Source organism: Microcoleus sp. A6-C6 (assembly GCF_036705955.1).
Taxonomy (GTDB): domain Bacteria; phylum Cyanobacteriota; class Cyanobacteriia; order Cyanobacteriales; family Microcoleaceae; genus Microcoleus.
The window spans coordinates 25,758-46,642 of the sequence record NZ_JAUBVR010000049.1 but is presented as its reverse complement, the minus strand read 5'-3'; the positions used below and the strand labels follow the sequence as shown (position 1 = coordinate 46,642).

The following is a 20,885-nucleotide window of genomic DNA, read 5'->3' as shown; positions in this document are numbered from 1 at the left end:
CTGGCTTTTCGCTCATCTGACTACATTACCATATTTTTCGGCTCTCAATCAACTATTTTTTACCTGAATCCTTACCATTGGTAATACAGGAGCGTCAAGGGCGATCGTCCCGATCGCACTACAATATAATTTCGATTGAGTGAAAACTAAAAACTAAAAACTCACGACTAAGGACTAAGGAATAAGGACTAAGGACTAAGCAATATTATGCTTCAAATGCGGCTATAGAAACCCGATCGCGCCCTGCTGTTTTTGCCCGATAAAGCGCCTCATCGGCGATCGTAATTAACCCCGCCGGCTGCGACATCGGTGCCGGAATGCAGCAAGCCACACCCAAACTCAGCGTCACGTATTCGCTGACAGCAGACTTCGCGTGAAGTATCTGCAAACCCCGCACCTGTTGGCAGATAATTTCAGCTACGGAAGCCGCACCTTGAATATCCGTATTCGGCAAAACTATCGCAAATTCTTCTCCACCATAACGCGCTACTAAATCAGCCGATCGCTTTAGCGATTTCTGGAGAACCTGCGCCACTTGCCGCAAACACTCATCCCCCGCTTGGTGGCCGTAAGTATCATTGTAAAATTTGAAATAATCAATATCGCACATAATCAAAGACAACGGTGCTTCTTCCCTTGCCAAGCGCCGCCATTCCGTATCTATATGTTCAGTAAAAGAGCGGCGATTTCTTACCTCAGTCAAACTATCATAAGTTGCCAAATACTGCAACGCTAGATTCACCTTTTCTAACTGTCCTTTCTGCTGCTGCAACTGACGGTTGAGGACTGTCAACTGCTGTTCGGCTGCGTGGGTTCTGAGCAAGTTTCTTACCCTCGCCAACAGTTCCCTCTCGTCAAAAGGCTTGGAAATATAATCGTCAGCACCCGCATCCAAACCTTCAATCCGAGCTTCCATCCCAGATCGCGCTGTCAAAAAGATTACCGGAGTTGAACTCAATTCTGGCGTGTTCCGAATCTCCTTGAGCAAATCCAGTCCGTTTTGTCTCGGCATGATTTGGTCACTCAATATCAAATTTGGCAGCAAAATTTTTGCCTTTTCTAAACCTTCAACCCCGTCCATCGCCACGGCGACTCGATAGTAAGGATTCAATAAAATTTGGAGGTAAGCCAGCAGAAAATTATTGTCTTCAACTACCAGCAACAGCGGTAATTCTTGGCTGTCTGTTGTTGATTCTTCGCCATGATTATTGGTGTCGTCAAAGCAGTGAGAGTCCGACAGCCCCGCTGTGGGTGCGATCGCCCCGACATCTCCCGCGCCGTATTCAGTCAGTCCGGCCAATTGGACGATTGCACTTACCAACTGATTCGCGGACACCGGCTTCGACAAATGCCTCTGAAACCCCGCAGAGAGGGCCGAGGCGCAATCCTCCTCACGGACGCCTCCCGTCAGCGCCACCGCCGGCAGCAGTGCCCTGTGCTCGGACATTTCCATAGCTCTGACACGGCGGATCAAATCGCAGCCGTCTGTTTCCGGCACAGCCAGATCACTCACCAACACGTCTGGCCACGACTGTTCCAACTCGACCATCGCTTCGGCGGCGCTACCCACCGCTGTTACCTTGGCTCCAAATGCTTCCAGGCCAGTTTTGAAAAATTCCCGGCTCTCGGCGCTGCTGTCCACCACCAGCACTTGCTTTCCCGCTAGGGGTTGGGAAACCGATTCGGGTCTGCTTTCCATTTGGGCGATCGCAGGAGTGTGATCGCGCGAATTGTTGCTTTGAGCCATCGGTAGCTGCACCCCAAAGGTCGCCCCCTGAGCCAAGCCGGGACTCGCAGCCCAAACAGTTCCCCCGTGCAGTTCCACCAACTGCCGCACAATAGATAGTCCCAGACCTAGCCGGTTTTGTTCCTTGGCCTGGAAGCTATCTCCGGGGCGGAAGTAGTCAAAGATGTGGGGCAGAAATTTGGGGTCAATCCCGCAACCGCTGTCGCTGATCCGAATCAGCGCGCCCGACGGAGTAGGCTCGATCCGCACTTGAACCGGGTCTGGTGTCGATTCTGGGGTGAATTTGATCGCGTTGGTTAGGAGGTTCCCGACTATTTGCTGCAATCGGTCTACATCTGCCATAACGTAGCTGACGCCTGGGTAGAAGTGTGTTTCTACGCGGAGGTTTTTGGCCTCGGCGGCGGGGCGGAGAGTCTCGATCGCCGATTCGATGACAGACGGGAGGTGAACTCGGCCGATATTCAGGCGGACTTTCCCCCGCAGCAGCCGCGAGAGATCCAGGAGATTGTCTATTTGCCGATTTTGCAATTTGGCGTTGCGCTCGATGATTTCTAAAGCGCGGTTGGTGGTGGCTTCGTTTAACTTGCGCGATCGAGCTAGCTGCACCCATCCCAAAATCACGCTCAGGGGCGATCGCATTTCGTGGGACGCGATCGCCAAAAATTCGTCTTTTGCCCGGTTGGCTGCGGCTTGGGCTGCTTCTACGGCTTTGCGATCGGTGATGTCGAATCCGATCGCCAAATACTGACAGGGTTTTCCCTGCAAGTCCAACAGCGGAACTACTGATGCATACACCCAATAATCGCTACCATTCTTGGCTTGATTCTTAATTTCTCCTTGCCAAACTTCATTTTTGGCAACACTTGACAGCAGATTTTCGATTAATTCCGAAGACTTATATTCCGAATGGAGGATGCCAAAATGGTGACCGATTAACTCAGTACGCGAATAGTTAGAGATGCTGCAAAGTCGATCGCTGACGTAATTGATAATTCCTCGCGCATCTGTTCTCAGCGCCAGTGTCGATCGGTCGATCGCTCCTTTAAAATCTAAACCTTCTTGCAGGGACGAATCTACTTCTTTTGTGGTAGAAATTTGGTTTGGGCGATCGGGCGGGTTTGGTGGCTGGCGATCGACCCGATTATTACTCCACTGTTGGATTTCCATTGCTTCTATTTTCCCCTGACGGCTGACAGCTAATCTACTTGCATCCTGATTCATTATCGCTGTTTTTTTTACCTGCATCGGCTTGTGCCACATTTTATAGTTCTTCATTTTAATCTAAATTCCGCGCGCTGTACCCTTTCTGAAGTCATACCATTTGTGATTTTTAATTTTTGAATCAAGATTCAAAAAATTCTGCATACTTCCCAAATAATTTGCTAGTTTAGACTCATACAGTCGCGCTCTTGCGATCGATCGCACCTTCTGTTAAATTCTTTTATTCTACATCTTGACACCGCTGTAAATATCTTGTAATATAAATGTATTATGCCATATAATAAGAGAGCAGCCGAATTATTAAGGCACTCAATCAAGTAAAATTATGAACGATTCACGATCAATCAAAATCAGCAGATATCTCAGCAAACACCTGCGCCATGCGCCCTCACGCATCAACATTCAACTCGCGCCGGGGGGCTGGGTTTCTGTTAACGAACTCCTCAATGCCTGCCAAAAAAATAACTTCCCTGTTCAGCTTGCAGAACTCAAACAAGTAGTCGCGCAAAACGACAAACAGCGCTTTTCCTTCGATTCGACAGGCACTCTAATTCGTGCCAACCAAGGACACAGCGTAGATGTTGATTTGCAGTTAGAACCCGCTGTCCCCCCAGATATTTTGTATCACGGAACAGGTAGCACTGCCGTCGAGTCTATTCTCAGTCAAGGAATTAACAAAATGTCACGGCATCACGTTCATTTGTCGGCAGACATTCAGACAGCTCGTAAAGTAGGTGCAAGACACGGCATCCCGGCAGTCTTTACCGTAGATGCCGCAGCAATGCAGCGTGACAGCCATACATTTTACTGCTCGGATAACAAAGTTTGGCTGGTAGATTTTGTGCCACCCAATTATCTAAAAATAAGTTGATCAATTCAGTATTCTTGTGAAAAAAAATACGCGAAATATTCAAAACAAAAGTAAGTAGGAATTTGACAATATGAGTGCGGAAAATATGGGCGGTCGCGACAACAATTTCAATCAAAACAATCCTCAAAATCGAGGGCTGCTTGGCTCAGGCTGGCGACCTCTCTACCGTCAATTTGATTGGGAACACCTGCTGCACTTAGCGTCTAGCGACCCCGTAGAACTTGCTCAAAAAAGTTTAGATGCAGCTAGCGATATTGCCGATGCAATGGGACGACATCAATATACCTGGTGGGCGAATATCTTAAATGTATTCTCGGAAAATACTCGCTACGAAATAGACGAGTTTTGGGATTACATTACTCCGCAGCCTGTTTACCCGGATTACCGCTACAAAGATGTTTTAGTTACCGAAACGCCTGTTGTTCAATTGGTGAGTCGCGCTAGTATTCCCATCGACTACGTTCTGAATAAACTCCAAGAGATTACTGTTTTTAAAGTTCTAGATTTGCTGGGGAAACCGGATGCGATTACTCAGTCTTTTATGGAACGACATTTTTCTTATCCGCCGGAACGATTTGTTAGCTGGGAACGCTTGGAAGTTTTGGGTACTGTTTATGCTTATTGGACTCAATGTGGCTGTTGGCTGCAAATTGACAGTTACGACAGGGGGCGGCGCTGCTACACTCTGATTTGCAAAGATATTGCGCCGCTGGTTAGCAAGGCTACTTACAATTTAGCGGTGATTCTCAGCGGGTACAAAAGCCGCGTTGGACAGGTTCACAGTCAGTTCCCTATTCGGACTTTTTCTGCGGAAGTTCAAAGTTTTACGGATACTGTTCAGCAGGCAATTCTCGACCAAAATCAGTTGGCTGTTTTGGTTAGTGGTGAACCGGGGACTGGCAAAACTGCTTGGACTCAAGCGGTAGCAAAGGAGATTTTAGTGCCGCTGGGTTATGTGATTTTTATCTTGGATCATGATGCTGTGGAAAATTTTGTGCCGCCGAGTTATTTGGAGCGGATTTGCATTATTATAAATGAGGCAGATAATTTGGCTCAAGATCGATCGACCGCAGTGGCCCAACGCACTAACAAAACTGAACATATTTTGAGTTTGCTGGATGGAACTCTGTATCAAAGCGTCATGGACGAACACGGGATTCAATTTCAGCAAAAACTCGTAGTTTTATTAACTTGCAACACGATTGAAAGATTAGATCCTGCAATGTTACGGAAGGGGAGAGTGGATTTTACCAGTGAATTTACGCACAAATTTGTTTGAGTGAGATCTTAGAGTCTCAAGCAATCTAGGCTATCGCACGGACTGCACCACCTCAAATATTGAATAATTATTAGGAAGTTTCCTGAATATCAAACTTTCGGGAACAATTTATTTAGCTAAACAGGTGGGAATCCCCACACTATACCGATCAAAGGTTAGTGTGGGATGAAAAACGCGGTGAGATGAGGATTCCACCCGAAGAGCAATCTCACACGGTGTAAGCGTTGAGCAGTGAGCGGGTGGATGACGAGACGAGCGAACTCTTTATTCTGTGGGTCGATCTTGCTCATTGATGTATTTTTTCAATTGTTCAACAGTCACGCCACCACAAGAAGCGATGAAATAACCATTTGTCCAAAATACTTCTTTCCAATATACTTGGTTAATTTCAGCGGCAAACTCTTTTCTCAAGTACCGACTAGAAACAGTTTTTAAGTTGTTGATCAATTTACTTGGTTCTGTCTGCGGGTTGTACTGCAACAGCAAATGAACGTGGTCGCTCTCTCCGTTAAATTCTATCAACTTTCCTTCCCATTTTTCCATTAAATCCCTAAATATCGACTCAAGCCTTGTCAGCATTAAGTCTGTCAGGACTTTCCTTCGATACTTTGTAGTTAACACCAAATGGCATTTGAGTGCTGAGACTCCCCTTGCCTTGCGGATAAAATCTTTGTTCACGACATTGACACTGAATAGGCATTGATGATATGCTAACACCAAGTTAGGCTAATATCCCAAAACGATAGTGCAAACGACGTACCAGTACAAAATGTATCCCGACACTAAGCAGAGGCTCTCGTTAAATGAGTGGCTAAGGATTTGCCGTTATTGGTATAATCGCCAGTTGGGAGACAGATTTGACTGGTGGTCGATGAACAGAGCAAGCATAAATGCTTGTCCGCTAGTTAGTAGCATTGCTCCTGTCCGAGAAAAGCCCAACTATTATACCCAAAAGAAACAACTACCAATTATTAAAAAAGACTTGGTAAAAGTATTCCACAGTGGTGAATTGTTGGACTTTTTAGGGGTGGACTCGACAATTCTACAAGACGTATCAAAGCGTGTTGACAAGGCATTTGAGTGCTTTGTTATGGGCGACAGCAATGGTTGTAAGTCGGGTAGACCACGATTTAAGTCTGAAGCTAGCTTCAGAACTATGACTTTTGCTACTGCCAATAATAGCTGGATTAAACTAACTCGCAAGAACTGGCTATATTTGCGACTTCCAAAATTGGGAGTTGTTAAGGTCAGAATGCACCGCCCTATCCCAGACGGATTTATTGTCAAACAAGTCTGTGTCACCAAAAAGGCTGATAGTTGGTTCATTCAATTTGTCCTAGAAGACGTGAATGTACCAATCCAATGTCAGGATATAATTGTTCCAACTTGGGACAATTCGTTGGGATTAGATGCTGTTTTACATAAAGATGTTTATCTCGCAACATCAGATGGCGAGAAACTGTCATCCTTCAAGCCGCTTCGTAAGAATCAAGCCTCTCTAGACCGGATTTCAACTAAGCGGAATAAACGGAAACGTGGCTCTAAGTCTCGTCGCAAACTAGCAAAACGTGAAGCTAGGCAACATCAACGCATTGCTAGGTCAAGAAAAGATTTTCACTACAAAACCGCTCATAAGCTAGTGAGAACTGGAAAAAAAGTCTTCTTTCATGAGGACTTGAACCTGAAAGGCTTGAAGGCGCGAAACAAGCCTCAACAGTCTGATGATGGGACTTTTCTTCCGAACGGTCAATCGGCAAAATCCGGATTAAATAAGTCTTGGTCTGACGCTGCATTTGGCAACTTTTTTACGACACTGAACTACATAGCCTTAAAAGCTGGGGCAGTTGTTATTTCTAAAAATCCTGCTTATACTTCAATGGTTCTGTGTTATCGAGATGAAATAATTTTCACCGATTGTAGTATCAGAGACTATTGGGATGAACAGGAATCTTTGATGGTTGACCGTGATCTTAACGCCGCGATTAACCTAAAAAGACTGGGATTGGACATTTTTCCCAGTATAAAACGCCGTAGTGGGAAAATTTCTGTAGTAGGAACTATGGATGAAAGTACCACGAAGGAAATTATGGTGCGATTCGTTTAACCTAAAATAAGCTGAAAGGCTTATGGGACGGTTAGCCCAGTTGATAAGACTGGTGATAACTGATTACATCTGGAGGTGAACCGCCGTGCGGTAAGTCCTTCCCCTCAAGTGCAGAGGTGAAAGCATAACCCCTAGTTGGATGGGTAGCAACCATTAAGCTAAAGCGGGGTTAAAAGGCAGAACTACTAGAAGCCAAATCCGGTAACTGTCGAGCAAGAGTCCATGCGTAGCGAAAGCAAAGATGTGTTTGAACCATCGTGACCTTCAATGGTGTAAATGGCTGAATCATGGATAAATCCGTTGAGAAATACGGTAAAGACGGATTAACACCAAGCCAAAAGGCAAGGATAGGGCATAAGCGAGTCAAAATTCGACTTATAAGCACCGCTCATAAACCCGGTGGAGAGCATCACAGCTAAAGACTCAAACAAATGTGTAATCGGAACGAAGTAACTCTCTTAAAACCTCTGGGTTGGTCGATACTCAGTAAGTAGCTAACGAATGGTGTAAGAGAGAGGGATTGTATCAGAAGCGAATGCCTCACTGTAATGGTGTGGATATGCTGACAGATACACGATAATTCCAAAGGAGTAAAACAAGTAGCAATGAATATATCTAATACGCTGAACAATCAGACGGTGGAGTGGAAAGACATCAACTGGCGCCAGCTAGAACGGATGACTTTTAAGTTGCAAAAGCGCATATTCCAAGCGAGTGAACGTGGTGATGTTAAAGCAGTTCGCAAACTTCAGAAGACCCTGATTAGGTCTTGGTCTGCAAAGTGTATAGCGGTACGTCGGGTAACACAAGATAACCAAGGCAAGAATACGGCTGGTGTGGATGGAGTTAAAACTCTAACCCCAAAGCAACGTATCAATCTGGTAGGCAAGTTGAAGCTAACCGGGAAGGCAAAACCCACTCGTAGGGTTAATATTCCCAAGCCCGGAACAACGGAAACAAGACCATTAGGAATACCCACAATAAACGACCGTGCTTTACAATCGTTAGTTAAACTAGCGTTAGAACCTGAGTGGGAGGCTAAATTCGAGCCAAACTCATACGGTTTTCGACCAGGACGCTCATGTCACGATGCGATTGAAGCAATATTTAATAGTATTAGTAAAAAAGCCAAATATGTGCTTGATGCTGATATTGCTAAATGCTTTGACCGTATAGACCATAAAGCGTTAATCTCCAAAATAAGTACATACCCCACCTTAAACCGTCAAATTAAAGCATGGCTCAAGGCAGGGTATTGTGACCAGGGTGAATTATTCCCTACTAATGATGGTACACCACAAGGCGGGGTAATTTCTCCGTTACTTGCGAACATTGCCCTACATGGTATGGAGAAGAGAATTAAACAGTATGCGGAAACACTAAAAGGGGGAAAAGCGATGAGTCGTCAATCCCTCAACCTAATCCGCTATGCTGATGACTTCGTAATCATCTACAAGGATGTGAACGTAGTCAAGAAATGTCAGGAGATAATTGCTAATTGGTTAAGTGAAATGGGATTGGAGTTAAAGCCAAGTAAAACAAAATTAACCCACACCCTTATTAAGATTGATGGTAATGTTGGGTTTGAGTTCTTAGGATTCCATGTACAACAGCATAAAGTAGGGAACTACCGTAGCTCAAATACATCACAGGGGACGCCACTAGGTTTTACGACACTAATCACACCCTCAAAAGCCAAAATCAAGACTCATCTAGCCAAGATTGCCGAAGTAATAGATACCCATAAAACCGCCCCTCAAGCTGCTTTAATTAGCAAGCTGAACCCAATAATTAGGGGCTGGTCAAACTATTACTCAGCAGTTGTTAGTAAAGAAACCTTTAATAAGGTTGACTACTTAACTTATGACAAGTTAAGAGCCTGGGCAAGAAAGAGAGGGAAAGGGGACATCAATAAAGACAAATACTGGCGAATGGTAGGCGACCGAAATTGGTGTTTCAGTACAGAGGATGGATTAGAACTTCTCACCCATGCAAGTACGCCAATCGTAAGGCATACAAAGGTCAAAGGTGAGGCTAGTCCGTACAATGGAGACTGGATTTACTGGAGCAAGCGAAGAGGCGAGTACCCAGAAACTCCTCACAGAGTTGCATCATTAATCAAACGACAAAAGGGTATTTGTTCTCACTGTGGTTTGTATTTCACAAGTACAGACATTGTAGAAGTTGACCATATTAAACCAACATCGTTAGGTGGAAAAGATACCTACGACAACTTACAACTTTTGCATAAACACTGCCACGACGCAAAGACAGCAACAGACGGGTCAATACATTCTAAAGAAGATGTCAAAACCCGATAGCTCTTCTTGAATCGTACCTGTAACAAAGGTGGGATTATTGAGGAGCGGAATGATGCGAAAGTATCACGTTCCGTTCTGAAGGAGAGGTTAGGGGGGCAACTCCCTAATCGACTCTAACCATACCCTTCATCGGGCTGCAAAGAAGCCTACATTATAACCGTACTCGGTTTAATGTAGGAGTATGTCACTACCTATGGACACATCCCGTGAAAAATGATATTACTGATGGGTGAGACCCTCTAAGGGTGTAACCCTAAACAGCGAATCAGGGGAAGAGCATTTTTGGTGTGAAACAAATTTTTTCAAACTTGACAGCTATGGAGGAAATCCCAAACCGTGCAAACTAAGCCAGTTAAACAAGAAATTCGACTGGGGAGGTACGCCGACGGGACAATCCCGATCGCCCACCAACACCCCCCAGAGGCAGCCGTGTCCGAGAGTAAAGACCGATTGCGGCGATTGGTGGAGCGCTCCGCCGACGCCGTGGCAATGGTAGATTGTGAAATGCGCTATCTGTCGGTTTCCCATCGCTGGGAAATCGATTGCGGACTCGGTGGTGGCCAGGCAAGAGGCGGGTATCATGGGGAACTGTTCCCGAATCTCCCGGAATATTGGCAGGAAAATGCTCGCGCCATTTTGGCGGGAGTTTTGGAATACAGCGAGTTTGTGGTGGTAGGGCGATCGCCCGTATGTGAAGCAGAACAAATCGAAGGCTGTGGCAGCGGGCGGGTAAAATGGGTATTTTTGCCGTGGAAAAATAGTGAAGGTGCGATCGGCGGTTTGATCCTGTTTACCGAAAAGATAGCTGAGGAACTCGCCCAAACAAATTGCTACAATAAATTTATCTCAAATCTCAAAAGCCCGCAGTTAGAAATCAAACGGCAACTAACTCCAATTGCCCTCGACAATGCTGCGGATACAGTTTTTTTTACCAGTGCCGACGGTAAAATTTGCTATGCAAATAAAGCTGCTTGTAATGTGTTTGGTTACTCAGAATCGGAACTGCTCAACCTGACAGTTAGCGACATCGATTCGCAGTTGTCAGTATCGAATTGGCAGGAACGCTGGGAGAAACTAAAACAGCAAAGCAACTTCACTTTTAAAACAACTTACAAAACCCGAAACGGTGCCTGTTTTCCCGTCGAAGTTAAAGTCAATTATTTAGAATACGGCGGCTGTGAATACTGCTGCGCGATCGCCCGAGACATTTCCGCTCGTGTCGCTGCCGAATCAGCACTTTTAGAAGCAAAAGAGCAACTTCAAGCCGTCTTGGATGCCGTACCCGGATTAGTTTCTTGGGTAAGTTCCGATTTGCGCTACTTGGGAGTAAACCGACATTTAGCTAATGCTTACCAAATGCCGGCCGAAATATTTTCTGGTCAGAAAGTTGGTTTTTTAGATACAAGCCCTAAATTTAACGATTTAGTCTACGATTTTTTTGCCAGCGCTCAAAAGAAGACATCTCAAGAAGTAACAGCGAGCATCAGAGGAGAAAATAAAACTTATTTAATTGTAGCTCAAAAATATCAAAAAAGCACGGCGGCAGTCTTTGTGGGATTGGACATTACAGAAAGCAAACAGTCTCTTTTGGCTTTGCAAGAATCGGAAGAACGCCTGCGACAGCAAGCGGCAAAATTAGAACAAACTTTGTTGGTTTTGCAGCGAACTCAAACTCAACTTATCCAAACTGAAAAAATGTCTAGTTTGGGGCAGTTGGTAGCAGGAATAGCACACGAAATTAACAATCCAGTTAGTTTTATTTCCGGGAATGTCAGCCACGCCACGGGCTACATTCAAGAACTTTTGAAGTCAATCGAGCTTTACCAAAAGCATTATCCCGATCCGGTGGCAGAAATTCAAGATTGGATGGAAGACTTAGACTTAGATTTCATCAAAAAAGACTTGCCAAAACTGCTAAATTCAATGAAAGTAGGTTCCCAAAGGATTCGGGATGTTGTGCGATCGCTCCGCTTGTTCTCGCGTACCGACGCAGCCCAAATGAAGCCTGCGGATATCCACGAAGGTTTGGACAGCACTGTGCTGATCTTGCAAAATCGCCTGCAAGCTAAAGGGGGACGCCCAGGGATTTCTCTAGTTAAGGAATACGGGGATTTGCCGCGAGTCCGCTGCTATCCGGGACAGTTAAATCAAGTGTTCATGCACTTGTTGACAAATGCGATCGACGCTTTGGAGGAAGGAGGGAGAAATCCCCAAAGGTGTGGTAAAATCCAAAGTCAGTCTTTGTTGTCTGCGGGCGGCTCGGAAACTGAAATATTCAATCCCGAAATTCGGATTAGGACGTTTTTGGTAAGTTCAAGCGAAGTTGCGATCGCCATTAGCGACAACGGCCCGGGGATGACGGAAGAAGTTCTCGGCTGCATCTTTGACCCTTTATTTACCACTAAATGTCCGGAGACGAGCACAGGTTTGGGATTGGCAATCTCCCAGCATTTGGTAGTAGAAAAGCACGGCGGTGAGTTGCACTGTGTTTCTCGTCCGGGACAGGGAACTGAGTTGATAGTTAAAATTGCGATCGGTAATGATTAATTGATCTCAGCCAAAACTGTTCGCAGTAGGGTGCGTCAGGACTGAATGTGACGATCACAGACTAATGATTTTCACCTGACGCACTGTACAATATCTAAAATGTCAAATCAATTGAGTTATAACAGAAAAAACTAAGATGGTAATTGAGTGGCTGAGATTTAAAGTACCTCCCGAAAAATGGGAACAGTTTATTCTGCGAGATGAAGAAGTTTGGACTACTGGATTAAGAAGTTTCCCCGGTTTTTTGGGTAAAAAAGTTTGGGTGGATTCAGTGGAAAATGAGGTGGTGATGTTTATTCGTTGGGAAACTAGGGAGTTGTGGAAGTCTGTCCCTCAAAATATTATAGATGAGTTGGATGCCAAAATGGGTGATTTGCAAATGCCTATCACCGAAAGTCGCGAATATCAAGTTCGCAAGTTTTTGCATTAGTTCTTTTTGAAGGAAGAAGGAAGAAGGAAGAGGGAAGAGGGAAGAAGGAAGAGGGAAGAGGGAAGAAGGAAGAGGGAAGAGGGAAGTTCGGCAACAAGCAATGTACGGGATGTAACGGATGAACTAATGACTAATGACTGATGACTAATGACCAATGACTAATGACTAATTCAGTTATTTTAAGCAAATTTTGCATAGAGAGCATAAATAAAATTCACGCTTAAAAAGCCTACTGCTAGGGCGAGAATGATAAAGATTGTGATACTGAAAATAGACTTTAGCCGATCGGCATTTTCGGGTTTTTCTGACTTCATTGGTTGAACAATTTTTGTAATAAACTTGAGAAGACGTAGATTATAGCAGTGCGCGAACAAAAATGCAACTCCCATAAGCTCCAAACCGTAGTATCCGTCAGGAAGTCGCATTTTTAAATCTAAAATATAAAAAATAAAATCGGATGAGAGATGGTTCGCCGTCGTAGCTACTGTCGATCGCCCGAAGTCGATCGCGCCAGCGTGATGTAAAATAGAGAGCGGCTTGGGGTTCAGCTTTTAACAGCGGGAATTGTGGGCGACAGCAAGACAGCTCCCAAATACATAATAATGTGTCAGTCATCCTTAACTTACTTAGCAATCAGGTAAAAATAGAAGAGTGCGCGGAAATAATTTAAAACATATAACTGAAACCAGGATATAAATCGATGCTCCACCCTGTCTCGCAACCTTATCAACGAGAAAATACTATGACCCAAAGAGTCGTGCGGAAGCCAAACCCCTCTGTTAGAAACCACTTGAGGCAAAGTTTTCCTCAAAGACACTGGCTGGAGGTGGCAGAGTACGCCTCTCTGGCGGCCTCTGGTTTAGGTTCCCTGGCGGTAGCAGTGTCTGGTCAAGCTTTTTATGGGGTGGCTCCCCTCACCTTGGCTTTGTCGCTGAATGTGGCTAATCGGTATCGGTTCGAGCAACAAGTACGAGTTCATCAAACTTCGGAAATTGCCCAAGTCCAAAAGTCTGTAAATAAGGTCGAAAAAACGGCGGTGACGGTAATTGTTAAATTGCGAAAGCAGTTGTCTGGAGATATTGCAGCGCTGCGCCAGCAAATGGCTGCACTTCCCAGGAATGAAGGTTTTGAGGAGTCTATCGACATCGAGCGGCAGTTGCTGAGTTTGGGAGAGTCGGTAGCTTCTTTGCAAGAAATCGTGGCATCTGCTGTCCTCGATGTCCGCCAGCAAGTGAGCGAACAACTGCAAGATTTATCGGTGGGCAAACCAACAAATCTCGAAGCTGTGGAACAGGCGATAGAACAACTGCAAAGCGCGACACAATGCTTGACAGAAACTGCACTCACCAGAGACGACTGGGAATTAGTAAATACTCGATTTTTGGAAATCCAGAAAGTCATGGCTAATCTGCAAAGTCAAGTGCAAGCTCCGGCGCACCAATCGACTCCAGATTTGTCTGTAGTTCAAGCTCAAATTCATCGTTTGGAACACGAGCAGCAAGAAGTTGTTAAACCTCATCTCAAGCGCTTAATCTCGGTTGTCAAGGAGTTGCAGCACACACAAGATAGTTGACAGTTGGCAGTTGATAGTTGATAGTTGATAGTTGGCAGTTGATAGTTGATAGTTGGCAGTTGATAGTTGATAGTTGGCAGTTGTCATTAGTCATTGGTCATTGGTCATTGGTCATTAGTCATTGGTCATTAGTCATTAGTCATTAGTCATCAATCAGAAGGAATATTTTCTCCTTCTCCCCCTCTCCCCTTCTCCCCCTCTCCCCTTCTCCCCCTCTCCCCTTCTCCCCTTCTCCCCCTCTCCCCTTCTCCCCTTCTCCCCCTCTCCCGGCTGGAGTCCAATTTCTTGGACAACTGTGTTACAAATTGAAAAGGTAATCTGTCTAGTTCACCTGTTTTCAACCTGTTACAAGAAAATTAAATGACCGCAACCGTAACTGTTACTGATAACCCATTACTAATTGGCAAAGGATTGCCACCGTTTGACGCGATCGCATCCTCACACGTAGTCCCCGCCGTTACCCAACTGCTGACCGAACTAGAAGCCTCGCTAGCTAGCTTAGAAGCGTCTGTTGAGCCGACTTGGAGCGGCTTAGTAGAACCGCTGCAACTGCTCGGAGAGCGCTTAAATTGGACTTGGAGCATTGTCGGACATTTGATGGGTGTGAAAAATAGCCCGGAATTGCGATCGGCACACGAAACAGTGCAGCCGGAAGTAGTAAAATTTTGGAGCAAGCTCAGTCAAAGCAAACCGCTTTATGAAGCTTTTAAAGCGCTACGGGCTAACAAAAACTGGAACAGCTTAGACTCAGCTCAACAGCGAATTGTCGAAGCTGCCCTTCGAGATGCTGAACTTTCCGGCGTTGGTTTAGAAGGCGAACAAAAAGAGCGTTTCAATGCCATTCAATTAGAAATGGCCGAAATTACTACCCAATTTTCCAATCACGTCCTCGACGCTACCAAAGCTTTCAGCATCACCCTCACAAACAAAGATGAAATTGATGGTTTACCGCCGAGTTTGTTGAGTTTAGCAGCTCAAGCCGCTCGCGCTGCGGGTGCAGAAAATGCGGATGCTGAAAACGGCCCTTGGCGGATTACTTTAGACTTTCCGAGTTACGGCCCTTTCATGCAGCACAGTACCCGTCGGGAGTTGCGCGAAAAGTTGTACAAAGCTTTGATTGGCAGAGCAAGTAGCGGAGAATTGAATAACTGGCCTTTGACCGATCGCATTTTAGCACTGCGCCACGAAAAAGCAGCTTTACTGGGATTTAGCAGTTATGCCGAATTGAGCTTGGCGAGCAAAATGGCTCCCGATGTTGCAGCAGTGGAAGCTTTGTTAGAAGAATTGCGCTTAGCTAGTTACAATGCTGCTGTCAAAGATTTAGAAGAATTGAAAGCTTTTGCTGCCGCCAAAGGCGCTGCGGAAGCTGGGGATTTGAAGCACTGGGATATTGGTTTTTGGTCGGAAAGGCAGCGGGAGGAAAAGTTTGCTTTTAGTGCCGAAGAATTGCGTCCTTATTTTGCTTTGCCGCAGGTATTGGACGGATTATTTGGATTGGTAAAGCGGTTGTTCGGTGTGAGAGTAACGGCGGCGGACGGTCAAGCTCCTGTCTGGCACGAAAGTGTGCGCTATTTCAGAATAGATGATGAAGCCGGAAATGCGATCGCCAATTTTTATTTAGACCCCTACAGCCGCCCGGAAGAAAAGCGCGGCGGTGCTTGGATGAATGAGTGTGTAGTACGCGCTAAATTTGTGGAAGCGGGAAAGACAACAACGCGGTTGCCGGTGGCTTATTTGGTGTGCAACCAAAGTCCTCCGGTTGACGACAAACCGAGTTTAATGACTTTCTTGGAAGTAGAAACTTTATTTCACGAATTCGGTCACGGTTTGCAGCATATGCTGACAACGGTAGACTATCCGGGAGCTTCTGGCATCAATAATGTTGAATGGGATGCAGTGGAATTGCCCAGTCAATTTATGGAGAATTGGTGTTATGACCGCGCGACTTTGTTCGGGATGGCAAAGCATTACCAAACTGGGGAAACTTTGCCGGAACACTATTACCAAAAACTGCTAGCAGCGCGCCACTACATGAGCGGTAGCGCCATGCTCAGGCAAGTACATCTTAGCAGTGTTGACATCGAATTGCACCACCGCTATCGATCGGGCGGCAGCGAAACTGTGGCGGATGTTCGCAAGCGCATCGCTAAAACTACGACTGTTTTGCCTCCTCTGGAAGGAGACGCATTTTTGTGCGCTTTTGGACACATTTTTGCGGGCGGTTATGCGGCGGGCTATTACAGTTATAAATGGGCGGAAGTCCTGAGTGCTGATGCTTTTGGGGCGTTTGAGGAGGCGGGTTTGGAAGATGAAAGTGCGATCGCCTCTACAGGTAAACGCTTCCGAGATACAGTGTTAGGATTGGGCGGCAGTTTGCACCCGATGGAAGTGTTTAAAACTTTCCGGGGACGCGAACCGAGCACTAAAGCTTTGTTGAGACACAGCGGTTTAGTTGCGGCTTAATTAATTGTGTAAAAATCGGGATTAATGCGGGTTAATTTATCTGCATTAATCCCTGTTTTTAGCTGAATTTACTTCGCCTCGCTGCACAAAACGGCTGATTCAGGTTAAGATAAGGGACAGGAGGTTGTACTATGCCAACGACTGCTCAAGAAATTTATACTGAAGTTGTCCGCAATCTGTCGCTGACGGAACGTTTGCGCTTAGCGAATCTTATACTCAACGATTTAGTTGAGAAAAATGTGTCGGTTATCGATCGAAGCGATACTTGGACTGAGGACGATCGAACCGATATAACAAGCTTCTCTTTACAGTACGCAGCTATGCTTTTCCCTGAAAGCCAGGATTAACAAGCGTGACATTCAATCCCGGTGAAGTCGTCACAGTAGATTTTCCCGGTGTGACGGGTATTAAACGCCGTCCTGCTGTGGTTCTCTCGTCAGCAACTTATCAAGCAACTCGTCCCGATGTCATAGTCGGACTTATAACCACTCAAACGATGGATCTAGGGGCTACAGACTGTACTATTCAGGATTGGGCCGCAGCAGGTTTACGGGTTGCATCCGTTTTCCGCAGCTTCATCGTCACTCTACCGCCGTCTGCTAACTTGGTTCGGATTGGGCATCTATCAGATCGTGATTGGAAAGATATTTGTGCGTGCGTAAAACTAGCTTTTGCAGAGTTGAATTAGCCTGATTCACCGTTTTTTCGGTAGCGTGAATTGCCTCAAGGATTCCGCCATCAAGTAACAGGATGGACTAATTGTAGAACATCATGCAAGAAACATCTGTAGTTTTACACATAATCCCCAATCTTTTTGTGCAAAATTGGGGATGATGTACGCGCGGCGTAGCTATCCCGTAGGCGATCGCCCGCCGGTTGTAGCTTAGGTTGAAGGCTCATCAAAGCAGCATCAGTGTTAATACTGTCAGTATAAACTGCCCTTTGCAAATATTTATGTAATTTATCAGTGATTATACTTAACTTTCACTCAACCAGGAATTAACTTTATATTTTGCAACATTTATGGGCTGTTTTTTCGATACAGTTAAGGCTTTTATTGGCAACTAAAAATCCCGGACTTTACCGAATCTTTAATATCAGCGGTCAACAGCGCTACTTTTTTAAAGTTTTGATAAAGACTGGCGGAATAGAACTCAAAAAATAGAAAAAAAGATAGTAAAAACCAAAAAATTGAGTTATGAATAATTTTCAATTTGTCAAAAAACCTTGATATATATGATAATAAGTAAGGATTGATAGTTACTCGTTCACCCAAAATTTAAAATTTTCATGGATATTCAATTAATTAATATCGGTTTTGGTAATATTGTGTCGGCTAACCGAGTGATTGCCATTGTCAGTCCTGAGTCAGCGCCAATTAAGCGTATAATTACTGATGCGCGGGAGCGGGGACAACTGGTTGATGCTACCTACGGCCGCCGCACGAGAGCGGTAATTATTACAGATTCGAGTCATGTCATCCTCTCGGCGATTCAGCCGGAAACGGTGGCTAATCGTTTTGTCATCAACAAAGACGGTCAAAGTCGGGATGATTGAGGTTTGTCAGTTGCAATTTGAGCACTTACAGTCTAGAGTAAGCGAAAACTTAAATTCTGACACGTTTCTCTTCTAAAAATGAAATCCGGTAAATTAATTGTTCTGACTGGGCCTAGCGGTGTGGGGAAAGGCACCCTAGTGCGATCGCTCCTCAACCGCCATCCCGAATTGGATATTTCGGTATCGGTGACAACTCGTGAACCCCGCGAGGGAGAAATTGAGGGACAACACTACTATTTTGTCAGCCGCAGCCGTTTTGAACAAATGGTTGAGGCTGACGAGTTAGCAGAATGGGCCGAGTTTGCCGGCAATCTTTACGGTACTCCATATTTTGCTCTCAAACAGGGCATCGGTGAGGGAAAATGGGTAATCCTAGAAATTGAACTCGAAGGAGCAAGGCAAATTAGAAATAAGTTTCCAGAGGCTTTGCGACTGTTTATTTTACCTCCATCTTGGGAAGAATTGGAGCGCAGGCTGCGGAGTAGGGGTCAAGATTCCGAAAGTGCGATCGCCCGTCGGTTACTGCGGGCTAAACAGGAAATTGAAGCTGCGGGCGAATTTGATTTCCAAGTTGTTAATGATGATTTGGAAGTTGCTTTGAAAGGACTAGAATCGGTATTGTTTGTTAGTTGTGGAAAATGAGGTGCTGACAATTTGACATTACCAACTACTAATTACCAGAAAGAATTGGTTGAAAGCCGGAACCATTTTAGGGAGAAATTAAAAAAAGACTATTCATTAATCCAATCCTCTTAATTCCAAGTCAAGTGCTGTCAACTGTCAACTGTCAACTGAATCAACCATTTCTCGGTTCTGGCTAAAACCTCGGTACTTTTTTTAATAGCAACACAAGCTTTTAAATTCAATTCCAGAGTCTCCGACGCGGGGAAAGTTTTCCTCAACGGTTCGATTTCGCGAGCAGGACAGCCCAACATTTCCATATAAGCTAGCGTCCATCCAATAGCTGCAATGTCTCCTACATAGCCTGATCCGGCGCAAAGGTGACAACCCAATTGGCCATCTGATCCGCACTCAGGACAAACCCAATTGCTGAGTTGTAAATTGAGTTGATTTGTGCGGGATGCTGATGCAATTGTTAAGGCTTTAATATGGTTTTGAACTACTTGTTTAAAACTTTGGTTGTGGTTGCTGCGGTGGTAGGAATTGTTGGGCTGCCCGATCGCACTTCCTGGCGGTTGGGGCGAAGCATGAGATGCTGTTTTGTTCTCAATTTTGACTCCAGATTCGCCCAGATTCGCCGTTAGCTGAATACCATAGTCTTTGGGTTCCGTAGTCTGAGAGTGGTTGAGTGCGCTGTTAGAATCGGGATCTGAAGTTGTAAAGGATGATTCTATGTTATCAGCAAAATCTTGCATCGAGAGATGATGTTCGATCGCCAAAGACCAAGTTCTTTTATGCCGAAGATCGCCATATTTTCTGGCTTCGGCATCAGTAATGCCGATCGCCGCAGCCTCTTGGCGCAGCATATTGATTGAAGTCATTGTATCTGATATCATTAGTTTGTTTGCAGTTAATATACGATCGCTCGCTCGACCTACAAATAAATTACCTTAAATATAGTAACCTAGGTTTCTGGAATTAGAAATATCAATGAATGCAATTTTTCCTGAGACAACGTTGTCGGTGGGCGGACTAACATCATACCTGCAAGAGTTGCTGGAGGGCGATCGCCAACTGCGATCGGTTTGGCTAATCGGCGAGGTGTCCAACGTTTCCCAACACGCCAGCGGCTGCTTTTTCACTCTCTGCGATCCCGACAAAAGCGCTGCGATTCGCTGCGTGGTGTGGAATTCTCAGCGGCAAAAATTGGTGCAAATGCCCGTAAAAGGTGAGCAATTGCTGGTTTTCGGAAGCATCCGGGTTTACAAAAATCGCGGCGAGTACCAGTTGACAGTTGTGCAATCGCTACCGGCTGGGGAAGGATTGGAGGCTTTGCGGTTGCAGCAATTGCGATCGCGCTTGGAAGCTGAGGGTTTCTTCGATCCCGCCAGAAAGCGCCCGATTCCCGCACACCCGCAAATTGTGGCGGTAGTCACATCGGATACTGGTGCTGCGTGGGGGGATATTCAGCGCACGTTAGCCCAGAGATATCCGGGTTTGCGGGTGTTGCTGTCGCCGACTTTGGTGCAGGGAGATTTGGCTCCGGCTGCGATTGCTAGGGCGATCGCCCTGGTAGAATTGGACGGTAGGGCTGATGTGATAATTTTAGGGCGGGGCGGCGGTTCTGCGGAAGATTTGGCTTGTTTTAATGATGAAAGAGTCGTCAGGGCGATCGCCAATTGTGCAATTCCAATTATTACAGGAATCGGACACGAAAGAGACGAATCTCTCGCCGATTTAGTAGCAGATCAACGAGCCCACACTCCGACAGCGGCAGCGGCCCAAGCCGTACCAATTTTAGCAGAGATTTACTCGGAACACAAGCAAAGAATGCTGAATTTAGCAAGTGTTGTACAAGCCAGATTTCAGACGGAATCAGAGCATTTGCAACTGTTAAAAAATCGCTTGAAAAGGTTGCCTGCGACATCGCGAACTTTGCGGCAAGCAACTGGTAAACTGGAAATATTGCAAGAAAAGTTAGCCGCCCTAAATCCGGCGGCGGTTTTGGAAAGGGGTTATGCGGCGGTAATGCATGCTGACGGTAGGATTGTCCGCCAAACTGACGGTTTAGAATTGGGAGACGAGTTGACTGTGAGGTTGAGTCGGGGCGTGCTGAAGGTTAAGATTGTGGAAGTTTTGGATGCAGAATAA

The 20,885-nt window shown here is 45.5% G+C and carries 19 protein-coding genes; 14 read left to right on the top strand and 5 right to left on the bottom strand.

Annotated elements, in window-relative coordinates:
- Positions 1-205: 205 nt before the first annotated feature.
- Positions 206-3,022: a diguanylate cyclase domain-containing protein gene (locus QUB52_RS19305; protein WP_332974600.1), complete on the bottom strand. Its 2,817-nt coding sequence runs from the start codon at positions 3,020-3,022 to the stop codon at positions 206-208.
- Between the two features lie 271 nt (positions 3,023-3,293).
- Here QUB52_RS19305 and QUB52_RS19300 point away from each other — a divergent pair, with 271 nt between their 5' ends.
- Together QUB52_RS19300 and QUB52_RS19295 are read left to right on the top strand one after the other, a co-directional pair.
- On the top strand, positions 3,294-3,839 hold the full coding sequence (locus tag QUB52_RS19300; RefSeq protein WP_332974601.1) for an RNA 2'-phosphotransferase: 546 nt from the start codon (positions 3,294-3,296) through the stop codon (positions 3,837-3,839).
- A 70-nt stretch (positions 3,840-3,909) separates the two neighbouring features.
- Positions 3,910-5,118, top strand: a complete 1,209-nt coding sequence (locus QUB52_RS19295) for an AAA family ATPase (RefSeq protein WP_332967475.1) — start codon at positions 3,910-3,912, stop codon at positions 5,116-5,118.
- 264 nt (positions 5,119-5,382) lie between these two features.
- Here the strand turns inward: QUB52_RS19295 and tnpA are convergent, their stop codons facing one another.
- On the bottom strand, positions 5,383-5,796 hold the full coding sequence (gene tnpA, locus QUB52_RS19290; RefSeq protein ID WP_265238742.1) for an IS200/IS605 family transposase: 414 nt from the start codon (positions 5,794-5,796) through the stop codon (positions 5,383-5,385).
- A 67-nt stretch (positions 5,797-5,863) separates the two neighbouring features.
- Here tnpA and QUB52_RS19285 point away from each other — a divergent pair, with 67 nt between their 5' ends.
- From QUB52_RS19285 to QUB52_RS19265, 5 genes are all read left to right on the top strand, one after another.
- A complete protein-coding gene (locus tag QUB52_RS19285) occupies positions 5,864-7,222 on the top strand; it encodes an RNA-guided endonuclease InsQ/TnpB family protein (RefSeq protein WP_332974602.1) in 1,359 nt (452 codons plus the stop codon).
- A 605-nt stretch (positions 7,223-7,827) separates the two neighbouring features.
- Positions 7,828-9,543 carry a group II intron reverse transcriptase/maturase gene (gene ltrA / locus QUB52_RS19280; RefSeq protein ID WP_332974603.1) on the top strand — a complete coding sequence of 572 codons (1,716 nt, stop codon included), beginning with the start codon at positions 7,828-7,830 and terminating at the stop codon, positions 9,541-9,543.
- A gap of 336 nt (positions 9,544-9,879) precedes the next feature.
- Positions 9,880-12,090 (top strand): PAS domain-containing sensor histidine kinase, encoded by a 2,211-nt coding sequence (locus QUB52_RS19275; RefSeq protein WP_332974604.1) that lies wholly within the window; start codon positions 9,880-9,882, stop codon positions 12,088-12,090.
- Between the two features lie 136 nt (positions 12,091-12,226).
- Entirely contained in the window at positions 12,227-12,520 is a 294-nt protein-coding gene (locus QUB52_RS19270; protein WP_332967470.1) for a TIGR03792 family protein, read from the top strand.
- Positions 12,521-12,526: 6 nt separating this feature from the next.
- Complete coding sequence (locus QUB52_RS19265) at positions 12,527-12,661, top strand: hypothetical protein (RefSeq protein ID WP_332974605.1); 135 nt, start codon at positions 12,527-12,529, stop codon at positions 12,659-12,661.
- Positions 12,662-12,699: 38 nt separating this feature from the next.
- On the opposite strand, the gene QUB52_RS19260 is transcribed toward QUB52_RS19265, so the two are convergent.
- The gene (locus QUB52_RS19260) at positions 12,700-12,834 is read right to left on the bottom strand and encodes a hypothetical protein (RefSeq protein WP_332967469.1); all 135 of its coding nucleotides are present in this window, start codon (positions 12,832-12,834) and stop codon (positions 12,700-12,702) included.
- 97 nt (positions 12,835-12,931) lie between these two features.
- Entirely contained in the window at positions 12,932-13,135 is a 204-nt protein-coding gene (locus QUB52_RS19255; RefSeq protein ID WP_332974606.1) for a hypothetical protein, read from the bottom strand.
- 127 nt (positions 13,136-13,262) lie between these two features.
- Here QUB52_RS19255 and QUB52_RS19250 point away from each other — a divergent pair, with 127 nt between their 5' ends.
- The 6 genes from QUB52_RS19250 (at position 13,263) to gmk (ending at position 18,755) form a co-directional block, all read left to right on the top strand.
- Positions 13,263-14,093 (top strand): hypothetical protein, encoded by an 831-nt coding sequence (locus tag QUB52_RS19250; protein ID WP_332967466.1) that lies wholly within the window; start codon positions 13,263-13,265, stop codon positions 14,091-14,093.
- Positions 14,094-14,453: 360 nt separating this feature from the next.
- On the top strand, positions 14,454-16,556 hold the full coding sequence (locus QUB52_RS19245) for a M3 family metallopeptidase (protein WP_265237396.1): 2,103 nt from the start codon (positions 14,454-14,456) through the stop codon (positions 16,554-16,556).
- Positions 16,557-16,687: 131 nt separating this feature from the next.
- Positions 16,688-16,903, top strand: a complete 216-nt coding sequence (locus QUB52_RS19240; RefSeq protein WP_265237398.1) for a hypothetical protein — start codon at positions 16,688-16,690, stop codon at positions 16,901-16,903.
- Between the two features lie 5 nt (positions 16,904-16,908).
- Positions 16,909-17,244: a type II toxin-antitoxin system PemK/MazF family toxin gene (locus QUB52_RS19235; RefSeq protein WP_265237400.1), complete on the top strand. Its 336-nt coding sequence runs from the start codon at positions 16,909-16,911 to the stop codon at positions 17,242-17,244.
- A gap of 602 nt (positions 17,245-17,846) precedes the next feature.
- Entirely contained in the window at positions 17,847-18,113 is a 267-nt protein-coding gene (gene remA, locus QUB52_RS19230) for an extracellular matrix/biofilm regulator RemA (RefSeq protein WP_265237402.1), read from the top strand.
- Positions 18,114-18,191: 78 nt separating this feature from the next.
- Complete coding sequence (gmk, locus tag QUB52_RS19225; protein ID WP_265237404.1) at positions 18,192-18,755, top strand: guanylate kinase; 564 nt, start codon at positions 18,192-18,194, stop codon at positions 18,753-18,755.
- Between the two features lie 131 nt (positions 18,756-18,886).
- On the opposite strand, the gene QUB52_RS19220 is transcribed toward gmk, so the two are convergent.
- The gene (locus tag QUB52_RS19220; protein ID WP_332974608.1) at positions 18,887-19,615 is read right to left on the bottom strand and encodes a hypothetical protein; all 729 of its coding nucleotides are present in this window, start codon (positions 19,613-19,615) and stop codon (positions 18,887-18,889) included.
- Between the two features lie 109 nt (positions 19,616-19,724).
- Between QUB52_RS19220 and xseA the strand changes: the two genes are divergently transcribed.
- Positions 19,725-20,885: an exodeoxyribonuclease VII large subunit gene (xseA, locus tag QUB52_RS19215; protein ID WP_332974609.1), complete on the top strand. Its 1,161-nt coding sequence runs from the start codon at positions 19,725-19,727 to the stop codon at positions 20,883-20,885.